The sequence below is a fragment of the Rossellomorea sp. KS-H15a genome, assembly GCF_024195245.1.
Lineage (GTDB): Bacteria > Bacillota > Bacilli > Bacillales > Bacillaceae_B > Rossellomorea > Rossellomorea vietnamensis.
This window is the reverse complement of record NZ_CP096886.1, coordinates 295,319-317,804: the sequence shown is the minus strand read 5'-3', so window position 1 is coordinate 317,804 and position 22,486 is coordinate 295,319. Positions and strand designations below refer to the sequence as shown.

Here is a 22,486-nt window from a genome sequence, read left to right as displayed (position 1 = left end):
TATGTAATAGTTGGTTTAGGTTCCAATTGGATACCTAATGAAAGAACATTTGGAAATGTGTTTTTTCATTAGGTATTTATTATGTCGTATACATACAACCTTCAATTAAAAATCAAAGGGGGACATTAAATTGAAAAAAGTAAGAAAAGCCATTATTCCTGCTGCGGGTTTAGGGACAAGATTTTTGCCTGCAACAAAAGCTATGCCGAAAGAAATGTTGCCAATCGTTGATAAACCAACTATTCAATACATAGTAGAAGAGGCGGTTGCTTCCGGAATAGAGGATATTATCATCGTCACTGGTAAAGGAAAAAGAGCTATAGAAGATCATTTTGATAATTCACCAGAATTAGAAAGAACTCTCCTTGAAAAAGGGAAAACCGAATTGTTAGAGAAAGTTCAATACTCTAGTAATCTTGCAAATATTCATTATATCCGCCAAAAAGAACCCAAAGGTCTTGGCCATGCAGTATGGTGTGCTAAAAACTTTATTGGCGACGAACCGTTCGCTGTCCTTTTGGGTGATGACATCGTTCAGAGTGATACACCTTGTTTAAGACAGTTAATGGATCGTTATGATGAGACACAGGCATCGGTAATAGGTGTCCAAATGGTAGAAGAGGAACAAACACATCGTTATGGAATTATTGATCCGTCATCAAAAGAAAATCGTTTGTACCAAGTCAATCAATTTGTTGAAAAACCAAAGCAAGGTACTGCACCATCAAATCTTGCCATCATGGGTCGCTATGTATTGACTCCAGAAATCTTTCATTATTTAGAGAAGCAAGAAACAGGAGCAGGTGGTGAGATTCAGTTGACTGATGCGATTCAAAATTTGAATAGTGCTCAAACAGTTTATGCATATGATTTTGAGGGAGAGAGACATGACGTGGGTGAGAAATTTGGTTTCGTAAAGACAACCATTGATTTTGCTTTGCAGCATGATGAGATTAAAAAGGAAGTTTTAACTTATATGAAAGAGTTACTTGAAAAAGAGTATGTAAAGGGGTAGGAGGATATGAACTTGAACCAATCTCAATTGGAGAATTTTCAAGCTGTTAGAAAAGATTTCGTAAGTCAAGAGGATAAATCTTTAACTTACTCATTTTTCAAGAGAATGATGGATATCGTAGGAGCGATAGTAGGGTTACTAATTCTAATACCATTATTCATATTGATATCTATATTATATTTATCCGGAGAATCAAAGGGACCGGTTATTTTCAAGCAAAGCAGGATTGGCAAAAATGGGAAGGAATTTAAAATATATAAGTTTCGTTCAATGGTCCTTAATGCTGAAGAAAAGTTGAAAAGTAATAAACACTTATATGATAAATATATTCGTAATAACTACAAGTTAGAGCCTAATGAAGACCCACGAATCACTAATTTAGGTAGATTTTTGAGGAAAACTAGTCTTGATGAAATTCCTCAACTTATAAATGTATTAAAAGGCGAAATGAGTTTAGTAGGTCCAAGGCCAGTTGTTACAGAAGAATTAAGTGAGTATGGACAAAGAGTTAATCAGTTTTTAGCAGTTAAACCAGGGCTTACAGGCTTTTGGCAAGTGAGTGGTAGAAGCAATGTAGGTTATCCGGAAAGAGTAGACCTAGAACTTCATTATGTGTATAACCAAACCTTATTTTTTGATATCAAAATAATATTAACGACTGTTTGGAAAGTATTACTAAAAAAAGGTGCTTATTAAAAATAATGTTAATACTATCTACTATAAATATTGCGTTAAGGGGAGTAACAATTGTTAGTAAGTTTTTGATACTATTCTTTCTAGCTAAATTTTTATCTCCAACTGATCTAGGTATTTATGGGTTATTTACGGTTACAATAAATATATTAGTTTTGGTTGTAGGTATAGATTTTTATGTTTTCAATACCCGAGAATTATTATCTACCAACAATAAAAATCAATGGAATTTAATTAAAAATCAATTTTTTTTACATCTAATTACTTATGTTGTGATTTTTCCTTTTGTATCAATACTATTTATAATAGGCATTATTCCACTAGATTTAATTATATATTTTTATATCCTTTTGATATTAGAACACCTTTTACAAGAATCTAGTAGACTATTATTCACTTTATCAAAACCTATATTGTCTAACTTAGTATTATTTTTCCGAAGTGGAATTTGGGTATATTTTTCAATTACTTTAATATATTTGGATGAGGAATTAAAAAATCTAGAATTTATATTTATAATGTGGATATTTGGAGGAATGCTAGGACTGATCTTAGTTATTATCTACTTTAGAAAACACAGAAACCTTTCTGTTAAAGCTAATGTGGATTTCAAATGGATAATTCGTGGCTTACGAACCTCTTCTTCATTCTATTTATCAACTCTAGTCCTTCTTATTATTCAATACATTGATAGGTATATAATAAAATATTATTATGGTGATACATCTGTAGGGGTTTATACTTTTTTCACTAATATATCTAATGTTATACAGACTTTTATAGTAACTGGAGTTTTTTCAATTTTATATCCCAAATTAATCTCATCTTTTAAAAAAGGTAATATGAATGAATATAAAAAAATATTTTCTAGAATGGTCAAGTACACAATTTTGGGCCTGGTGCCTATACTTTTCATTTTGAGTATTGGGATTTTTCCTCTATTAAATTTTATAGATAAAGAGGTTTATACAAATTACATACTTGTTTTTTTTATTCTAATATTTGCGGTTACTTTTAATATACTTAGTCAAATTCCACATTATGGATTGTACTCTAGAGGAAATGACAAAGAGATTTTAATAAGTACATTAGCTTCGGCGATAGTTGCAGTGATTTTAAATCTCTTATTAATCCCTAGGTATGAATTATATGGAGCAGCAATTAGTTCGGCAGTTTCTATGTTATTATTAGCGATATTCAAATTAATAATACTTAAAAGAGTTACTAAGTTAGAGGCGGTATAAAATGATTAAAAATAAAATATTCATATGTTTAACACCCTTTAATACATTGTATGTACAAGAAATAGTTAAGCAACAAAGGGAAGAAGGGATAGAAGGAAAATTTCTTCTTTTCACAAGATCTACTCAAGGAGTAACTGAAGAGCTATGGGATCAAATTAGTTACCTAAATCCATATGAAAAATCAAATAATAATGATTTAAACTATTACAAAAAAATGATTTTGGATGCTAAGAAGTTGTATAGAGTAGTTAGCGAAATAATCAACTTTGGAAGTGAGACAGAGATATATTTTTCCAACTTAGATAGTCTCTATACTAATTATTTGTTTTTCAAGAATAAGAAAGATAAAAAAATATCTTTTCATAGTATTCAAGATGGCACAATGAACATAGTTAGTAGAAAAGTTAATTATGCAATGTTTAAAAGACAGATAATAAAATCTTTTTATGCAATGTTTTTAGGATTTAGGTTTATACCTTTTATTGGATGTCTAAATGGAATTGATAGAAAAGAAATGCAATCACAAATATTATTATTTATACCAAAAACACATAGTTCAAAAACTAACTTAATTCATTTTGAAAAGGTAGAATCTAGTTCCAAGATCAAAGAAATAAGTAGGGAACCTTATTCGTTACTACTCGGTGCAGAACCTTTACTTGAGTTGATAGATCAAAAATCATACTATAGTATTTTAAGAGGGTTAATTACAAGAATCAGAAGGGATTTTCCTTATTTGGAAACCCTATACTATAAGCCCCACCCTTTTCACAACCCACAATCTAAAAATAAGACATTTGAGTATATTAAATCCCATATTCCTAATTTGAAAATTATAGAACTGAATGGACAAGAAACTGTGGAGACATTGGACTTTAGAAAGCTCAATATAAAAGCATTATACAGTATAAATTCTAGTGCTTCGGTAAACTTGAAGTTATTAAATAAAGACTTACTAGAGTTAGTAAGAATAGCGGGGCTTGATATAATCTATAAAAATAAACAAGAATTAAATAATTTTAAAATGTTTTATCGTTCACTCGGGATTAGTGTAATTAACGAGGAAGGTGAGATTGAACAATAAAACTTTAATATCATAGCAAGGGTGAGATTAATTGTACACCTTATATTTTATTTTGAACTTGATTTTTTTAGGTATTTTAGTCCCTTTATATTACAAAGATATTTCAAAAAATAAAGGTTTAAGGATTACTATTTGGTATATTGTCCTAACAGTAATCCCCTGTATTATTTCTTTATTAGTTATTGAAAAAGGAACATATATTTCAGAACAAAAGAAATTTGGTTTCTTAAATGGAGCAACTACTCTCTATATCGTATATATAGTACTATTGTATTTGGGGATAAAGGTTGGATACCACTCTCTTTTTAATAGAATAAAATATTCTTACAGTAATCGACCAATTAATAAAAATCTACTCATGAAAATGGTTATAGTAGGAATTAACAGTGCGCTAGTATTACTTTATATAAATTATCTATTGTCCCCTAAACCATATATAAATTCAGGTATATCAAGATTTAATTATTGGGAAAATTCTACTTTTCCTTTTTTAAATAGTATATTTGGAAGTGTTTCTGGTTTTATGGCTTTCTCCTTTGGATATCTCTTTTTGTTAGATAAGAAGAAAAAACATTTAATTTCTTTCTTTCTATATTTTCTATATTTAATTCTTGCAGGTAATAAATTTAGTGCACTAATAATCGCTTTATTTTTGTTTTCGATTCCGAAACTTATTTTTATTGATTCTCTTTTACTAATTCTAAAAAGAAATTCAATGAAAATTTTTATTATAACCGTAATATTTATTAGTTTAATTTATTATAACTATTCAATCTTTAACCCTTATAGTTATGCAGGTTACAATAGTGTTAGCGATGCTATAATACAAAGAATATCTATTCAAGGACATGTTTTCTGGGGATCTCTAAACAATTTAAACGTTGGGTTAACTAAATTTACATTTGAGGAAATTATTTATGGGATGAGGACTCTAATGGTTATGTTAAGTTTTTACCCGGAAAATCATGTCCTTTATTATTACAACCAAGGAAGTGCTACTTTTACACTTGGTTATCCATCAATTCTAAATGTTGGCGTTCTTTTCCCTTTAGGTTTGATTATAAATTTCTTCGTTGGGATATTTTACGGTATGTTAATAAAGGTAGCAACTTTTACAATATTTCGAGGTAGAATTATTCTTGCCATAATAGCCATTCAACTAATTTCCTGGATGAATTACATGTTGACAATGGCTAAGTTTGAAAAGCTTCTAGGTTTACAATTTTGGACTATAGTTCTTATATTGATGTTTGGTCTACTTCTCTCAGGGAAGAATAAATCTGATTTTAATGAGGTTTGAATATGAAGAAAATTGTACTTATCTCTGAAACTTTAAGTGGAGGTGTTAGAAAACATTTAGTAGATCTCATGGAAAATATTGATAAGGATAAATATGAAGTTTATTTACTGTATAGTGAAAAAAGAGCAGATAAAGTTTTTTGGAATAAGATCGAGCATTTAAATAGTCTTAAAATTAAAATGTATAATATTGAAAATTTCGATAGGGACATTTCTTTGAAGAGTGATATAAAAGGGTTTATTAGGATTTTTAATACAATTAAAAGAATTGATCCGGATGTTGTGCATTGTCATAGCTCAAAAGCTGGTGCACTCGGCAGAGTTGCAGCTAAGATTCTGGGAGTGAAAAAAATAATTTATACTCCTCATGCTTATATGTTTCAGAACCCAAATACGAATAAAGTAAAGAAAACAGCGTTTATGCTTCTTGAGAAATATTTGTCTAAGATTACAAATCTTACACTAAATGTATCAGAAGGAGAAAGGAAGGTTGCACTACAAAAAGGTGTAATTAAAGAGAGTGACTCCAAAGTTATTTTTAACGGTGTAAACCCATTACAGAAAAATAATAACTCTCAAAATAAGCATGATACACTTTGGGTGGGTACTATCGGTAGAATGGATGATCAAAAAGACCCTTTTACATTTTTGGAAATAGCTAAAACTTTAATCCCAAAATATCCTAATCTTAAGTTTGCTTATGTTGGAGATGGGATACATTATGATGAGATGAAAAGACAAATTTCTAAAGACATGCTAGGTGAAAGATTGCTTTTATTTGGTTTCCAGGATAACCCAACTCAATATTTAAACACTTTTGATATATTTATATCAACTTCGCTTTATGAGGGATTTCCTTATTCCTTACTAGAAGCATTATCTGCTAGTCTTCCAATTGTTGCTACGAATGTAACTGGAAATAATGAGATTGTAGTTGATGGAAAAAATGGGTATCTATTTGAACCAAAAAACATTTCAGAAGCAGTTGCTAAAATTGAAAAAATAATTAATTCTCAGGTAAACAGTATAAATGAATTAGGCAAAGAAAGTTTATCAATGTATGAAAAAAGCTTCACAATTAAGAAAATGATCAATCAGATTGAGAGTGTCTATGAATAATAAGCTTATAAATAACTAACTAATTTTATTACAGGAGTGATAATATTGAAAACAATCAATGAAATCGTAAAAGGAAATTCAAATGATATATATTTAATTGCAGAAGCCGGTGTGAATCATGATGGTAGTATTGATAATGCAAAAAAACTAATTGAAGAAGCAGCAAGCGCTGGTGCTGATGCAATTAAGTTTCAGTCATATAAGGCTGGTAAGCTGGCATCAAAAAATTCACCTTCATATTGGGATCTATCTAAACAACCAATCACTTCACAATATGAGTTATTTACAAAATATGATTCATTTGGTGCTCCTGAATATATTGAACTTGCAGAACATGCAAAAAAAGTTGGAATTGACTTTATGTCCACACCATTTGATTTAGATGCGGCTGAATTCTTAAATGATTTAATGCCTGCTTTTAAAATAGCTTCGGCTGATTTAACCAATCATCCATTTTTAAAGAAGTTAGCAAATTATAATAAACCATTAATATTGTCAACAGGTGCATCTACAATTGGTGAAATTGAAAGTGCAGTCAGAGTAATTGAAGAAGCAGGAAATAAAAATATAGCTTTATTACATTGTGTACTAAGTTATCCTACACAACATGAAGATGCTCATTTAAACATGATTAAGCATATCAAAACAGTTTTCCCTCAATATACAGTAGGGTATTCTGATCACACTTTCCCAGATGATTCAATGGTGTCTCTCACAACTGCAGCATTGTTAGGGGCTAAAATAATTGAGAAACATTTCACATTGGATAAGACCTTAAAAGGAAATGATCATTTCCATTCGATGGATCCAAGTGATGTAAGAACATTTATAAATAATATGAACAAAATATTACCTTTATTAGGAAAAAACTACAAAGAACCATTAGAAGCTGAAAAAAATGCCATCAAATTTGCTAGAAGAAGTTTAGTAGCTAATGTTCATATTTCTAAAGGAGAAGAGATTACAGAAGAAATGATTACTTGGAAACGACCAGGCACAGGAATATCGCCAATAGACTATGATAAAGTTATTGGTAGATTAGCTCGAGTAGATATCAAAGAGGATGATATCTTAACTTGGGATATGATTTAGGAGATTGACATTTAATGAATAATATTTTTGAAAATAAAAATGTAATTGTAACAGGTGGAACAGGCTCTATTGGTTCTGAGATTGTATCTCAAGTTCTAAGTTACAACCCAAAAACGCTTCGTGTATATAGCAGAGATGAAAGTAAACAATTCTTTTTGTCACAAAAATACAGAGAATTTAACAATGTTAGGTTCTTAATTGGGGATGTAAGAGATAAGAATCGTTTAGAATATGCCTTTGAAGATATAGATATAGTATTTCATGCGGCAGCATTAAAACATGTACCCGCGTGTGAATATAATCCTTTTGAGGCTGTTAATACTAATGTAGTTGGTACCCAAAATGTAATAGAAGCGGCACTAAAAAATAATGTTGAAAAGGTAGTTGCAATAAGTACAGACAAAGTCGTAAACCCAACGAACACTATGGGAGCAACCAAACTATTAGGGGAGAGATTGATAAGCTCTGCTAACAGATATAAAGGAAACAAAAAAACTATATTTTCTTGTGTAAGATTTGGTAATGTAATGGGTTCTAGAGGTTCGGTAATCCCTCTATTTGTTAACCAAATAATGAGTGCTAAACCAATTACAATTACGGAACCTGAAATGACTCGCTTTTTTATGTCTATTCCTCAAGCAACTAACTTAGTCTTAAGAGCAGCTGAATTAGCACATGGTGGTGAAACGTTCATCTTAAAAATGCCAGTAATGAAAATTGAAGATTTAGCCTACTCAGTAATGGATATAGTAACAAAAAAGCTAAGTATTAACAGAACAAGCATTGAGTATATAGGAAAAAGAGCCGGAGAGAAACTATTTGAAGAACTAATGTCTGAAGATGAGGCTAGGAACGCTTATGAGTCTAAGGAAATGTTTGTAATTAATCCTAAATGTGAAAATAGTAAAGAGTTAACTTATTCAAACATGAATTTCTTACAAACAAATAGGACTAAATACTCTTCTAAAGATGAAGTTATGTATAACAAAAATGAAATTAACGATTTAGTATCACCCGTAATTGATTCAATTATCAAAAGTGGATTCTGAAAACATAAGATATTATCCAAAAAAGCATTTTGATACCAAATATTGTATCAAAATGCTTTTTTGAGAAAATAGGAGATTCTTTATGAACTTTTTAGCTATAGTACAAGCAAGAATGGGATCAACAAGATTACCTGGGAAAGTATTATCTGAAATTAATAAAAAGCCAATGCTAGAGTATTTAATTGAACGCTTATCATTAATCGAAAATCTTAAAAATAGTATACTAATAGCTACTAGTGACCTTTCTGCGGATGACCCAATTGAGTTATTTTGTAAAGAGAAACAAATAAGTTACTATAGAGGAGACGAACAAAATGTTCTCAATAGATTCTACGAAGCTACAAAAAATAGCAAGGCTGACTATATTATTAGACTTACAGGTGATAACCCATTAGTATCACCATGGGAGCTAAAACATTTAATGAAGGAAATAGTAAATGAAAAATATGACTACTTAAGCAATCGTTATTCACTGCCCTTAGGAATGGGGGCGGAAATTTTCACTGTTAGTGCGCTGTCAGAATCAGTTAAGTACGGAAAAAAAGAATCTCATAAAGAGCATGTCACCACGTATATTTTAGAAAACCCTTCAAAATTCAAGATAAAAGAATATAAGAATCCATTAAACGAAAATTATCGATTAACTGTAGATACAGTTGAAGATTTTCAAGTGGTTTCAAAAATCATTAAAAACTTTAATGGGAAATGGCCTTTGCTTTCAACACAGGAAATTACTGAATATCTTCAAAATAACCCAAGCATAATAAGAATAAATGAGGAAGTTCATCAAAAGAAGGTGTAGAAATGATAGAGCAAATGGAAGCAATGCTAAAAGAAGTAAAATCAATCAGTCGGAAAAAGGGATTGAAAACAGGTATAACTATTGCAGAGACTCAGAATCAAAATAACCCAAAAACTTTTTTCCCCCCATTAAGATATGCAGAAGGTATTGCTATAGCAAATGTTATTACCAGCGATAAGTCTGATGTTATAGAAATATGTAAAGTCATAGATGGAAATTTGGATTTCATTTTTGTTGATAATGAAAATAAGAAAATTAACTTATTAGATATTGTGACAACTCATATTAATAAATCAAATATAAATACGTTTCGTCCCAATGATATGACTGTAGATGCAGCAGATGCTCTAATTATAAAAAAATTCTCTTCTTTAGATGGTAAGAATATCTTAATAATGGGTGCTGGTAATATAGGATCCAAGCTAGCTTTAAAATTAGTCGAACGTGGAGCGGATATTTTTATTTATAGAAGAGATTTTTTGAAATGTTCCGTAATAGCGGATGGTCTGAATAATATTAAAAGTTCTGGAGTGAATTCAACTATTACTCCAATAAAAACTATAAGAAATATAGACTTTAGTAAGATCGATATCCTTATTGGCTCAACGTCCGGATATCCAGTAATTAAGAAAAAGCATTTAATGTATATTAAAGATAATGCGTATATCTTAGATGTAGGAATAGGAAATTTAGATTGTGAAGCAATTGAATTCGGGTTAAGTAGAGGAATTGAATTAATAAGACTCGATATGAGAGCTGGTTTCACTTCGCAGATTGCTCTAAATAGGGAAACAGATTTATTAGTTGAGAAGGTAATGGGCGAGAAAGTAAGTAATGGTGGAAAAAGGTTTGTAGCTGGTGGGAAAATTGGGAAGAAAAATGATGTAATAGTAGATAACATTACAAACCCTTCAGAAGAAATTGGAATAGCTGATGGACGTGGAGGATTAATCAGATAAATGTAAAGGTGATACTCTTGAAAAATATTTTAATTAGAGCTGATGGAAATAGGGATAGAGGTATGGGTCACCTCTACAGAATATTAAATATTTCCGACTACTTAGGCAATACTGAACATATAAAAATAACTATTTTAACTAAAGGGCATAAAGAGACAATAGATTTTTTTTCAAAGAAATCTTTAAAAAATTATAACGTTATTTTCTTACCAAACGATGTAGATAAGTTCTCTGAATCAAATTTTATAACAAGTAATTTTGATACTATAATATTTGATACTTTGGATAATGAAATTGAGTATTTAAAAAGTTTCGCAAATAAAACAAATAAAATTATTTCTTTTGACGACTTAGGAACAGGACTATCATTGTGTGATACAGTTATTAATGCGTTAGTTAATACTCCAATTGAAATTATTAATAAATATAAACAGACACAATTTTTAATTGGCCCTTCATATTTGCCAATCCGAAAAGAAATTATGAATTACAGAAAAAGTAAGCTTAGTCCTCTAGTTCAAAATGTTTTAATAACAATGGGTGGCAGCGACCCAAGTGGACTTACTTTTAAAGTTCTAGATTCTTTATCTAGTTTTTTGAATGATTTTTCTGTAAAAGTAATCATTGGTCCTAGTTTTAAAAACCTCCTAATGTTAAAAAAAGAGTATATTGAACGCTTTAACTCGGTTGAGTTTTTACTCTCTGTTAGTAATATTGAAGAATATATGAACTGGGCAGATATTGCTTTTTGTTCGGGTGGTTTAACTGTTTATGAACTTGCAGCAATTGGGACGCCAAGCTTGGTACTTTGTCAAAATCAACATGAAAATACAAATGTTTTTCCGAAATATGGTTTTAATATTAAATTAGGGCTAGGCGAAGAAGTGGGTTCAAGTGAACTAACTAACAAATTTTTCAATTTAGTAAATGGTTATGAACTGAGAAAAGAGTTAGTTCAAAAAGGATATGAATATATTGATGGGTATGCTCTAGAAAGGGTAAGCGGAGTAATATTAAAAGAAGAAATTAGTTAATAAAATGGTGAAGAATATGATTAGACTTTATAAATAAAAAATAATTTAATAAAAACCTTATAGAGGGTGGGGTATATATGATATTAATTGTAGGTGGGGCAGGCTACATAGGAAGTCACCTAGTGAAAGAATTAGTCATTCAACAGGAAATTATCGTTTTAGATAATCTATCGAGTGGACATGAAAATTTGATTGATGAGCGGGTTCGTTTTGTCAAAGGTGATTTAGGCGATAGAGAAACATTAAATCAACTTTTTTCAGAATTTCCAATCGAAGCTGTTATGCATTTTGCCGCAAATAGCTTAGTAGGAGAATCGGTTGGAAATCCTTATAAATATTACTATAATAACGTTTCAAATACACTAACACTATTGGACGTGATGTTAGATCATGAAGTGAAAAACTTCATTTTTTCTTCTACGGCAGCTACTTATGGCATTCCAGAAACAAGCTTAATTACAGAGGCAACAGTGACAAATCCAATTAATCCCTATGGTCGTTCTAAGTTGATGATCGAACATATTTTAGAAGACTTTCATCAAGCATACGGTTTGAATTACATTGTGTTAAGATACTTTAATGCTGCAGGAGCGCATGCTTCTGGAGAAATTGGGGAGAAACATGATCCAGAAACCCACTTGATCCCTATTGTTCTTGAACATCTACTAGGGAAGCGTGAGAGCATTTCTGTATTTGGGACTGATTATGATACTCATGATGGAACATGTATCCGCGATTACATCCATGTAACCGATTTGGCGAATGCTCATATTCTCAGTCTGAATGCTTTGCTTGAAGAAAAACTGCAGACAGCTACCTATAACTTAGGAAATGGTAAAGGATATTCTGTTAAAGAAATTATCGATACCTGTGAGAAAGTAACCGGTGTTGAAGCGAATGTTGTTCTTTCAGATAGACGTCCAGGGGACCCTGCTACGCTTGTGGCTTCTTCAGAGAAGATTTATCATGAATTAGGGTGGAAGGCTGAATATGATTTAGAGGATATTATTGAGAGTGCTTGGACGTGGCATAATAGCATATTAGTAGGCTCTAGTAACTAACAGGAAGTTATAATAAGCCATAACTAGAACTTGGGCATCGTGTCCCAAGTTCTTTACATATTTAACTAATAGCTAAGTTGTCTTTCAACATCTCCGTAACTTTATCCTGCTCATCTTCAGGAACCGTCAAATAATACGTCCCCCCAATTAAACCACCTTGCCCCTTAATTTCATACTGCTCAATCTTATTCCTGGCACTGCGATAATTCTTCTGTATATTCATCATATCATCGAACGTCATATCGGTTTTCACATTACTGCCAAGCACATTCAGAATATCGTCAAACTTTGTTACAGCTGATACATTTGATGCTTTATCGATAATGGCCGTAATGATTTGGCGCTGACGATCATTTCGTCCAAAGTCCCCATTGGGATCCAAGTGTCTCATTCTTACATATCCTAACGCTTTAGGGCCATTCAACTTAATGTCTCCTTCATGGTAATGGTATCCTTTTTTATAGTATCCTTCGTCATACCAATCCAGTTCATTGTGGACCGTCACTCCACCCATGGCATCCACTAGGGAGCTCAGAGCTTCCATGTTTACTCTGATATAGTAATCGACGGGAATATCTGTGAAGTTCTCAACCGTTTCAATGGCCATCTTTGTACCACCAAAGGCATAGGCATGGTTTATTTTATCCGTCGTTCCGTGTCCGATGATCTCTGTTCGGGTATCACGCGGAATGCTGATCATCTGCATCTTTTCTTTTTCTGGATTTAAGGTCATCAAAATAAGGGCGTCCGATCGGCCCCGATCGTTTTCACGCTCATCCACTCCCATCATTAAGATGGAAATCGGCTCAGCGGGTTCATCTTTCTTTTCGGTGATATTCGGTGAATCTTTGGGCTTGGTCCTTTTCACCTCTTCATGCATATCCTCAGCGGTTCCTTTAACGGAATCATACATATAGTAAGCATAACCCCCGACTGCTATGATTAGCAGCACAATGACACTTACAACACTCCATATTATTTTTTTCTTCAATTTAATATCCTCACTTTACAACATAGATATCTCTATTCTATCTAACCTGTACCCTATAGTAAATAATGGGTAGTGGTTTTCAGAGTATAAGAAAAGGGAAATTTAAACATAATTAAATCTAAAACGAGGTTATTAGCTAATAGTTTTAAAGAAATCTGACTGTATTCTGACAAACTTTTTTACAGAAAGCGGTTACAATATTAGGACAATAGTCGAATACTCCGTGAGAACTAATACGATAAGGGGTGCTAGATCCATGAAAGAAGATGGAAATTTTATCAAAGGTATGTACTGGGGAACATTATTAAGTATTCCGCTTTGGATTTCATTTTTTGGATGGGTGAAGGTCATACGGGGGTTATTTGTTTAGAAAAATTATAAATGGTAGAAACCTCTGTCAAAAAGGGCAAGGGTATTATTTGATTATTTTTGAAAGCTTAAATTATGAGACTTTCTTCAGATATAGGAAACCCTCTTTTCTGAGGGTGTTGGAGGAATTAATATGAAAATTTTACAAACTATGTAAAATTTTATCGATTTTATAGTAAATAGATACATATCGAATTTTCATAGGCAAACTTGCTGAAAAGCAAGAGAATATTGGGGTCAGACCCCCACCCAACTAAAGTGCACAGCGTCAGTGTGTTAAAGTGATGGGTGGGGTTGTTTGGCTTTGGTTAGGTAGGATTTGACAGGTGTTTTTTATTATTGTAGAATTAGCTCTATAAGGAACGTATGTTCTGTTTCTGGAAGGAGGAAAGAAATGGCGAGAAAACTCCGAATCTGGTACCCGGGTGCCATGTATCATGTTACGGCAAGGGGGAATAAGCGTGGTGATTTGTTTTATGATAAATGCGATTATCTTACTTACTTGCATATCCTTGAGGATCCCTTCGTATTACACTCCTATTGTCTCATGACCAATCACATTCATCTGCAGATCGAAACCATCGACCATCATATTCAATACATTATGAAAACACTTCACTGCCGATATGCTGTCTATCTGAATCGCCGGATGAGAACGGTGGGAAATCAGTTCCAGGGCAGATATGGGGATGAGCTGATCGAATCCAGTGACTACTCTTTGGAAGTGAGTCGCTATATCCATCGAAATCCGTTAGAAGCCAACATGGTTTCCCGCTGTGAAGACTACCCCTGGAGCAGTTATTCTTCTTATATTAAATCTTCGCATAACCCTCACGTTGATCCTTCCAAAACGTATTCCTTTTTTCTTGAACCGGTTCATATCAGTTACCAATCCTACGTGGAACATAAACTTGAAAAGCGGGGTGAGTCCCTATGACAAGTAAAGTGACAAGCATTGGTCTGAAAGGCTTGGAAGGCTATAAAGTAAGCGTAGAGGTGCGAACCATGCAGGGATCGGAATCCTTCGTCATTGTCGGCTTACCCGATGCCTCAGTGAAAGAGTCGAAAGAAAGGGTTACGGCTGCGCTGCACCGGTTAGGATATACCCTAGTAAATCAGAAAATAATCATTAATCTGTCCCCAGCTAAATGGAAGAAGACAGGGCCGCTATTTGATTTATCTATGGCTCTCGCAGTTTTATTGAGTATGAAGGAGATTACGGTGCGAAGCCCGGAAACCACCGCCTTTCTAGGGGCTTTATCCTTGGATGGTGATGTCAGAGCTGTTGAAGGCATGCTCCCGTGAGTATTGCATTAGAAAAGAGCCGCTTGAGCGGACTTTTGAGCCACCAAGTGCGAAATATTGGGGTCAGACCCCCACCCAACTAAAGTGCACATTCATGTAAATTATTCTGGATTTATGACAAGAATAGAAATAATGACAGGAATATGTAAGGGGAGACGACGCTTTACCCGCAAGCAAAGAGAAGATTGTTATGAAAGGGCTTGGGCTTAATAAAGGTGATAGGATGAAGGCGTGAAATGACTGCAGGGGTAATGAGGCACCTTGCAGAATCCCCCCCCCTAAACTAGGAGGTGTTTTGATGATTCTCATAGATAACGTAGCTACAATTCCTGAAATGGACGGGTGGCTACTGATTGATTTTACAGATGAATCGAAAAGGTTCGTAGACATCAAACCTCATATGAAGGGTATTCTTGAAAAGCTGAAAGACCCTGAATTTTTCAGAAAAGTGTATATGGATGATGAGTTGAGAACCATCACTTGGCCAGGAGAGCTGGATTTGGATCCCGATCAGTTACACAGAGAAGGAATCGATCTAAATGAAATCAAAAAAATAATTGAAGTAGCGAAGAATACAAATTTATTGGAACGAGCCTGATGACAAAGCGAGGGTAGAGTACCCTGGCTTTTTTTGTTTTCATTTTTAAAAATAATTTCCTCTCCAGGGTGCCCTATTTCACTGCTCCTCCCTATATAAACCATGAATAGATCAGAAGGGTGGAAGAGAAGATGAAATCAGGATGTCAGGTAGCGGATCAAATCGGGGAAATGGAAATCGTGGGGAATATCGTTCCTCATCTATGGTACAAAAACATTACCTTTTCAAGCGGGAAAGCCCATTTTGTGGCGATCACGTTACTCGCGGATATCGTGTATTGGTACAGGCCGACAATGATCAGAGATGACAGCGGGATGATCGTTGGAGCCAGGACGAAATTCAAGGGGGATATGCTTCAGAAGAGTTATCAGGCATTCTCGGATACATATGGATTTACAAAGCGTCAGGTAAAGGATGCAATTGATTTTCTGGTCGAGCATCATTTGCTGATTCGGGAGTTCAGGACGATTTCGTCTTCGAGCCTGATTTTAAACAATGTAATGTATGTGCAGCCGGTCGCTGGGAACGTGAAACGGGTGATGGAGGAACGGTGTAACGTGTCAGGCCTCGTTTCCATTTGCCCACCTGATACGCCGGAACGTACCACGTCATCCCATTCGACGGATGGCCTGTCACCTCAAGATGAGGGGGCTCTTCGGGTGGAAGATGGGACGTATACAGAGAGTACTTCAAAGATTTCTTCAGAAAAGAATGAACAACAACAAAGCGCAGCCGAGTGTCCGGTGACCTTTTTCAAAAACAATGGATTCGGCCGGATGGGGACCTATATCCAGGAGAAAATCAAAAGCTGGTGTGACAGTCTTTCCGAAAGCCTTGTCGTTGAAGCGATGAAGCGGGCGGTCGAGCAGGGGAAGCAGTACTGGAGCTATTGTGAAGCAATTCTGGTGAAGTGGGATCAGTTAAAGGTTCGGGATGTGGAGGATGCGAGGACGAAAGAGTTTCAGGGGATGGTTGAGAAGTACTCTAAACGAAACGTGCGCATGGGGACGAGGAAGCCGGTCCGGACGGAAATGCTGCCGGATTGGTTCACCAGTGAATCAGAAGACGTCCAGGAAATTCGCGATGAGGAGTTTGAAGTGGAGAAGGCAAAGTTGATGGAAGAGCTGAAAGCGTATCGTGAGCGTGGGACCGGTGTGGTGATGTGAAGTGAAAATAAATGAAAAAAGTTTTTTTGATGGTGTCCTCCTGAACCGGATTTCTGTATATAAAGGGTGAAGGAGGAGATGAACATGGATCAAACAGTGTGGATCAAGGAAGAAATGGTGGATCATGAGGTGTATCGAAACCCGGCGGACTTGCGGGTATATGTGTGGATTCTGCTTCGTGCAGGACAGGATGGTACGTATATTCACGGGAATAGTAGGATGTTACATGACATGAGTGAGTCGCTATGGTATTACAACGGGAAGAAGTTGGATTGGTATTCGAGGGAATGGATCAGGGATTGTCTTGTAAGGTTGGAGGGGTATGGGTTGATACAGAATATTGAAAATGGGGTTGTGGTGACGTATAGGGATGGGGAAGGACCGCCGGGGAGTTAAACAAACGTTTGGTTGAAGGATGGAAGTGCTGGAATGGAAGGGTGTAGAAAGGTAAACATTTGTTTAGGGTGTGCGGTTCGACAGTTATTAAAGAGGTAGAGAGAAGAGTGGCTTTCATTATCATTCGAAGCAAAAGAACCGTCCCTTCGCATCCGAACAAAACGACTACACACCGGAGGATATGAGAGATGTAGACATCAAGCGTATGACGGGAGATAAGAGTGAAAAGGCATTTACCAAGAGACACCTTTACCAGATGGTTTTCCTGCTTGAATACAAAGGGGTTGAATTTGAACCTAAGATCCGGAACGCTCAACCCAATGGATATACCGGCAAGGGAGAGATATCAGAAGAGCTTCAGTTGAGTGTTTCAGATGAAGAGCTTGGCCAGGCAGTGTTACGGGCGTTTGAGAGGTGCAACTGAAAGGAAGCAAGGGGGACGTTCCTCACTAAACTTGTTAATTTGGATCAGGCTATTTGAATAAAGCCGAGAAATTTTACCATCCTTGTTATCTTTTCCACCAATCTCCGTCAAGGAATTTACCAGGCTACGCCACCACATTACCAATAGATAAAAAAGCCCTACAGATTAACATTCTAGTAATCTGATAGGGCTATTATTGTCTTTAGCTCCTTTACTGAAGTAAACCAAGATTATCTTTCCTTCATAACTGTCTTGACCATACATATTACATTTATAGAACCATCTCTCCCTTTCAGGTGAGAACCTCTCTCTTCTATCAAGGCGGATGTTAGGAAGCAAAAGAACCGTCCCCCTGCTTCAAAGTTTTTTTTGAAAATTCGTTGACTTTGCTTGGTGTGAGGTTTATATTTGTGTTAAGTAAAATTTAGCTAAAATTTTTACTAAGCATCTTTTATTTTTTTAGTTATGTTTGTAAGCGTATTCAATTAAGGTGTAAATGTCTCTTGGGAGGTGAGCGTTTGAGGGGGAAGCGCCGATTGATACTGGTTAGTGCCGTTGTGGTAGTTATGGCTGCTTCGCTGGTGTTTTACTTCTTCATGGATCGTGAGAGTGAAACCGTTACCTACAAGAACCCCGTTGGTGGGATGACCAATATCGGGGATCCTTTCATCTTAGAGTCGAATGATACGTATTATATGTATGCCACTTCGGAAGCATCTTACGGTTTCAGAGTTTGGCAATCTGATAATCTTGTGGATTGGGAAGAAAAGGGTATTGCCTATGATCACTATAAGCAGGAAAACAGGTGGGCAACAGGAGATTTCTGGGCACCTGAGGTCATTTCGTACAAGGGGAAGTACTACATGACGTATAGCGCACGAAATGATGCAGGGTCTCTGCAGATTTCCGTCGCTGTAAGTGACGACCCTTTGGGACCGTTCGAGGATGAGAGCACTGAAATCATTGAACAGAGTGGTTCCTATATCGACGGACATATCTTTATAGAAGATGACGGGACTCCTTATCTTTACTACGTCAAAGATTGCTCGGAGAACATCCAAGACGGGAAACACGTGAGTCAGATCTTTGTTCAGCCGATGGATGAAGGGTTGACCAAAGTGCTGGGAACACCGACTCTCTTACTTCAGCCCGATCAGGATTGGGAAGGCCTTCAGGGGGATTACCAGTGGAATGAAGGACCGTTTGTAGTGAAGAATGATGGGAAGTACTATCTGATGTACTCCGCCAATTACTATGCGAGTGAAGATTATAGTGTGGGGTATGCTGTCTCGGATAAACCGACGGGACCGTTTGTGAAGGCAAGTGAAAATCCGATTTTGTCTAAAGATTTGGATAAGGGTGTCTCGGGACCAGGGCATAACAGTGTCACGACAGGGCTTGACGGAGAAACGCTCTACGCTGTTTATCACATTCACACTCACCCGGAGGTGCCGAGTGGGGACAGGCAAATGAGTATCGATAAGATGGAATTCATCGATGGAAAGCTGAAAGTTCACGGTCCATCCAGGGAAGAGCGGGAGATGACCGTCGAATAAATATCAAGCCTGTATAGGCAATGAATACTTAGGGGGCTTACTCAATGAAAAAGAAGAAATTACTAGGTGTTGTGTTATCGGCAGCACTGGCAATCAGTTCATTAGCAGCATGTTCTAGCGGCGATTCTGCTTCAGGTGATGAAGCGAATGGAGATTCAAAGAAAATAACGTTCTGGACTCCATTCTCAGGGGCGGATGGTCCGCGGATGAAAAACATTGTAAAAAACTACAATGAATCTCAAGATGAATATCAAGTAGACATGCAGATCGTTCCGCAATCCGACTACTATAAAACGGTGGATGTTTCCTTCTCGGGTCAAAAAAATGCTCCAGACTTGATGATCATGCATACTGACCAATTAACGAATTATGTGGACAAGAACCTTTTGAAAGATCTTGGTGAGACCGTTGCTGAAGCAGGCATCAAACCTGAGGAATACTCAGAGACTGCCTGGAAGGCCGGGTCCATTGATGGGAAGCAGTACTCCATTCCTTTGGATATCCACCCGTTAATCATGTATTACAATAAGGACCTTTTCAAGGAAGCGGGACTGGATCCTGAAAAAGCGCCTACTAACCGCGAAGAGTTCCTTGATTATACGAAGAAGTTAACAGATGAGTCGAAAGGTCAATATGGCTATGTCGTACCGACTCTTTGGCCGAACCAGTTCATCTACCCGACGATTTTCTTCCAAAATGGAGGGGAATTGATCGCCGATGGCAAGCCGAACTATAATAGTCCTGCAGGCGTGGAAGCGCTGCAATTCATGACAGACCTGATCCACAAGTACAAGGTATCTCCTCAGAATGTACAACAGGACGGGGAAGTCACCCTCTTCCTTCAAGGAAAAAATGCGATTCAGTTCAACGGTCCTTGGATGATGGAACAGTGGGATAAAGCGGGCATCAATTATGGAGTGGCTGAGGTTCCTCAACTTGGGACAGAACAGCAGGCTGTGTATGCCAATGGACATAATTTTGTCATCCCTGCATCTGTTGATAATAAAGATAAACTTGCTGGAATCAACGACTTTTTAAAGTTCACAGCTGAAAATGCAATGGAGTGGGCGAAGTCGGGCCAAGCTCCGGCATCGAAAGCGATATATGAAGAAAATGAAGAGTTTCAGAAAATGGTACAACAGCCAATTGTTGCGAAATCGTTTGAATATGCAAAGTTTGCTCCGAGGGTGGCAAACTGGGGTCAGGTTTCTGAGCCGCTTTGGGCAGAAGTCAATCTTGCCCTGCTAGGTAAAAAAGATCCTAAGCAAGCATTGGACGATGCCACGAAAAAAGCCGAACAAATTATGAAATAGTCATTCGTTTAGGGGGGAGGCAGGTGAAAGCACTTGCTTCCTCCCATTCTCATTTAGCGAACACGGGTTCATCGATATAAATAAAAGGAGAGAATCTCATGCAGAAAAACTCGTGGAAATCAAAGCTGACATCGAGTCTGTTTGTTTTACCATATCTCATACTGTTTTCGATCTTTCTGGTCGCCCCCATCGTATATGGTGTATGGATCAGTCTACATAATTGGGACCTTCTCAATCCTGTGAAAGAATTTGTCGGGCTGAAGAATTATATGAATATCTTTGATTCGGAATCCTATTTACACACCCTTTTCTTTGAAGGGTTAAAGAACACGTTTATCTTCGTCATTTTCAGTGTTCCTCTATTGGTCATCATCGGCCTTGCTCTGGCTTTGCTGCTCAACAGTCTGCCCGAAAAAATCAAAGGCTTGTTCCGGACCATGTACTTTATCCCTTATTCTGTTTCCGTATCCATTGTTGCGATCATCTGGCTGTGGATTTTCGATACGAATAGCGGTCTGATCAATCAGTATCTTCAGAAGCTTGGGGTGGGTGCGATACCCTGGCTGACGGATTTACCATGGGCCTGGGTGTCGATTATCATTGCCACTCTGTGGTGGACGATCGGCTTCAACATGGTCATCTTCACCAATGCCCTGAATGATGTGCCGGAAGAACTCTATGAAGCAGGATCCCTGGACGGTACGAACAGCTGGCAGCGTCTCATCCATATCACTCTTCCGACGATTAAGCCGACCATGATCTTTGTGATCCTGACATCCACCATCGCTTCGTTCAATGTGTATGGACAACCTTACCTTATGACGCGGGGTGGTCCGGGTACTTCTACACAAGTATTGCTGATGAATATCGTGGAAGAAGGATTTAATCAACGACAACTTGGGAACGCTGCTGCCATGTCGATCATGATGGCATTGATTATGATCGTCATCTCCATCATTCAATTCCGGATAACCAGAGAAAAGAAAGCAGGTGCCAGATAAATGAAAAACAAAGGGTTAAATGTTCTGTTAATTGCTATCGCTGTGGTCATTGCCATTTTCTTCATCGCCCCTTTATTCTGGATGCTCGCTACATCATTCAAAACGGATCAGGAAGCGTTCACGGCTGGAATCAAGTGGCTTCCGGAAGTGTTTACCCTTGAGAATTATACGTATAGTTTAAGCGGGGGCTCGGATACACCGGTATTCGCCTGGATGACCAATTCCCTATTGGTGGGAATCATCGGGACGCTGATTGTGTTATTTGTTGATACTCTCGCTGCGTATGGATTGGCGAGACTGGATATTCCATTTAAAAAGCTGTTATTTGGACTCTTTATCGGTTCATTGACCATTCCGTGGGTCATCACGTTCCTTCCCCTTTACATGGGATTCAATAAGGCTGGCCTCCTGGATACATATGCTGTGTTGATCCTGCCGTATTCTTCGAACGCATTCGGCGTATTCCTGTTGTATCAATTCTTTAAGATGTTTCCGAAAGAACTTGAGGAAGCGGCATATCTCGACGGGGCCAATAAGTGGCAGGTCTTTACCAAGGTGGCCCTTCCTTCAGCGCGACCCGTCATCTGGACATTGGCGATCTTCACCTTCATGATGATTTACAATGACTTCCTATGGCCGTTACTGACAACAAGTTCCCCTGAAATGAGGACGATTACGACCGGTATTGCCATCATGCAACAAGGAAGCTTCGTTTCCTCTCCGGGAAGATTGATGGCATTGACTGCCATCGCCACCATCCCTGTGGTCGTCATCTTCATCATCGGACAACGATCCTTTATCAAAGGTGTCACCCAGACAGGGATCAAGTAATAATGGACAAAAGATATCCTTCCTTTTTAAAGACGGATATGAAAAAATTAATATAAGCAGAAATAAAGGAAGAATGGATTGGTAT

The 22,486-nt window shown here is 36.5% G+C and carries 23 protein-coding genes; 22 read left to right on the top strand and 1 reads right to left on the bottom strand.

The window, feature by feature from the left end; all coding sequences use genetic code 11:
- The first annotated feature begins 130 nt into the window (after nt 1–130).
- The 12 genes from galU to galE all read left to right on the top strand — a co-directional run bounded on the left by galU (nt 131) and on the right by galE (nt 12,451).
- Nucleotides 131–1,015 (top strand): UTP--glucose-1-phosphate uridylyltransferase GalU, encoded by an 885-nt coding sequence (gene galU, locus M1J35_RS01410; RefSeq protein ID WP_254652576.1) that lies wholly within the window; start codon nt 131–133, stop codon nt 1,013–1,015.
- Between the two features lie 6 nt (nt 1,016–1,021).
- A complete protein-coding gene (locus M1J35_RS01405; RefSeq protein ID WP_371928706.1) occupies nt 1,022–1,711 on the top strand; it encodes a sugar transferase in 690 nt (229 codons plus the stop codon).
- A gap of 65 nt (nt 1,712–1,776) precedes the next feature.
- Nucleotides 1,777–2,952 carry an oligosaccharide flippase family protein gene (locus tag M1J35_RS01400; protein ID WP_254652575.1) on the top strand — a complete coding sequence of 392 codons (1,176 nt, stop codon included), beginning with the start codon at nt 1,777–1,779 and terminating at the stop codon, nt 2,950–2,952.
- 1 nt (nt 2,953) lies between these two features.
- Nucleotides 2,954–4,036: a polysialyltransferase family glycosyltransferase gene (locus M1J35_RS01395; protein WP_254652574.1), complete on the top strand. Its 1,083-nt coding sequence runs from the start codon at nt 2,954–2,956 to the stop codon at nt 4,034–4,036.
- 52 nt (nt 4,037–4,088) lie between these two features.
- Nucleotides 4,089–5,336 (top strand): DUF6418 domain-containing protein, encoded by a 1,248-nt coding sequence (locus M1J35_RS01390; protein WP_254652573.1) that lies wholly within the window; start codon nt 4,089–4,091, stop codon nt 5,334–5,336.
- A 2-nt stretch (nt 5,337–5,338) separates the two neighbouring features.
- The gene (locus M1J35_RS01385; RefSeq protein ID WP_254652572.1) at nt 5,339–6,454 is read left to right on the top strand and encodes a glycosyltransferase family 4 protein; all 1,116 of its coding nucleotides are present in this window, start codon (nt 5,339–5,341) and stop codon (nt 6,452–6,454) included.
- A 36-nt stretch (nt 6,455–6,490) separates the two neighbouring features.
- Nucleotides 6,491–7,546 (top strand): N-acetylneuraminate synthase family protein, encoded by a 1,056-nt coding sequence (locus tag M1J35_RS01380; RefSeq protein WP_371928705.1) that lies wholly within the window; start codon nt 6,491–6,493, stop codon nt 7,544–7,546.
- Between the two features lie 14 nt (nt 7,547–7,560).
- A complete protein-coding gene (locus tag M1J35_RS01375) occupies nt 7,561–8,595 on the top strand; it encodes a UDP-N-acetylglucosamine 4,6-dehydratase family protein (protein ID WP_254652570.1) in 1,035 nt (344 codons plus the stop codon).
- Nucleotides 8,596–8,677: 82 nt separating this feature from the next.
- Complete coding sequence (locus tag M1J35_RS01370) at nt 8,678–9,397, top strand: cytidylyltransferase domain-containing protein (protein ID WP_254652569.1); 720 nt, start codon at nt 8,678–8,680, stop codon at nt 9,395–9,397.
- Nucleotides 9,398–9,399: 2 nt separating this feature from the next.
- Nucleotides 9,400–10,356, top strand: a complete 957-nt coding sequence (locus tag M1J35_RS01365) for a 2-dehydropantoate 2-reductase (RefSeq protein ID WP_254652568.1) — start codon at nt 9,400–9,402, stop codon at nt 10,354–10,356.
- Between the two features lie 17 nt (nt 10,357–10,373).
- Nucleotides 10,374–11,390, top strand: a complete 1,017-nt coding sequence (locus M1J35_RS01360) for a PseG/SpsG family protein (protein ID WP_254652567.1) — start codon at nt 10,374–10,376, stop codon at nt 11,388–11,390.
- Between the two features lie 77 nt (nt 11,391–11,467).
- Nucleotides 11,468–12,451, top strand: a complete 984-nt coding sequence (galE, locus tag M1J35_RS01355; RefSeq protein WP_254652566.1) for a UDP-glucose 4-epimerase GalE — start codon at nt 11,468–11,470, stop codon at nt 12,449–12,451.
- 61 nt (nt 12,452–12,512) lie between these two features.
- Here galE and M1J35_RS01350 read toward each other — a convergent pair whose 3' ends face one another.
- Nucleotides 12,513–13,442 (bottom strand): LCP family glycopolymer transferase, encoded by a 930-nt coding sequence (locus M1J35_RS01350; protein ID WP_254652565.1) that lies wholly within the window; start codon nt 13,440–13,442, stop codon nt 12,513–12,515.
- A gap of 763 nt (nt 13,443–14,205) precedes the next feature.
- On the opposite strand from M1J35_RS01350, the gene M1J35_RS01345 reads away from it, so the two are divergent.
- From M1J35_RS01345 to M1J35_RS01300, 10 genes are all read left to right on the top strand, one after another.
- Nucleotides 14,206–14,748, top strand: a complete 543-nt coding sequence (locus tag M1J35_RS01345) for a transposase (protein WP_254652564.1) — start codon at nt 14,206–14,208, stop codon at nt 14,746–14,748.
- Complete coding sequence (locus M1J35_RS01340) at nt 14,745–15,116, top strand: magnesium chelatase domain-containing protein (RefSeq protein ID WP_254652563.1); 372 nt, start codon at nt 14,745–14,747, stop codon at nt 15,114–15,116. The genes M1J35_RS01345 and M1J35_RS01340 overlap by 4 nt, the downstream gene beginning before the upstream one ends.
- Before the next feature lie 298 nt (nt 15,117–15,414).
- Nucleotides 15,415–15,714: a DUF2442 domain-containing protein gene (locus tag M1J35_RS01335; protein WP_254652562.1), complete on the top strand. Its 300-nt coding sequence runs from the start codon at nt 15,415–15,417 to the stop codon at nt 15,712–15,714.
- Nucleotides 15,715–15,845: 131 nt separating this feature from the next.
- Entirely contained in the window at nt 15,846–16,880 is a 1,035-nt protein-coding gene (locus M1J35_RS01330; RefSeq protein WP_254652561.1) for a DnaD domain-containing protein, read from the top strand.
- Between the two features lie 84 nt (nt 16,881–16,964).
- Nucleotides 16,965–17,276: a hypothetical protein gene (locus tag M1J35_RS01325; protein ID WP_254652560.1), complete on the top strand. Its 312-nt coding sequence runs from the start codon at nt 16,965–16,967 to the stop codon at nt 17,274–17,276.
- A 181-nt stretch (nt 17,277–17,457) separates the two neighbouring features.
- On the top strand, nt 17,458–17,700 hold the full coding sequence (locus tag M1J35_RS01320; protein ID WP_254652559.1) for a hypothetical protein: 243 nt from the start codon (nt 17,458–17,460) through the stop codon (nt 17,698–17,700).
- Nucleotides 17,701–18,236: 536 nt separating this feature from the next.
- Nucleotides 18,237–19,256, top strand: coding sequence for a glycoside hydrolase family 43 protein (locus M1J35_RS01315; RefSeq protein WP_254652558.1), 1,020 nt, complete (start codon nt 18,237–18,239; stop codon nt 19,254–19,256).
- Between the two features lie 44 nt (nt 19,257–19,300).
- Complete coding sequence (locus M1J35_RS01310) at nt 19,301–20,569, top strand: ABC transporter substrate-binding protein (protein WP_254652557.1); 1,269 nt, start codon at nt 19,301–19,303, stop codon at nt 20,567–20,569.
- Between the two features lie 98 nt (nt 20,570–20,667).
- Complete coding sequence (locus tag M1J35_RS01305; RefSeq protein ID WP_254652556.1) at nt 20,668–21,570, top strand: carbohydrate ABC transporter permease; 903 nt, start codon at nt 20,668–20,670, stop codon at nt 21,568–21,570.
- The gene (locus M1J35_RS01300; protein WP_254652555.1) at nt 21,571–22,401 is read left to right on the top strand and encodes a carbohydrate ABC transporter permease; all 831 of its coding nucleotides are present in this window, start codon (nt 21,571–21,573) and stop codon (nt 22,399–22,401) included.
- Nucleotides 22,402–22,486: the final 85 nt, after the last annotated feature.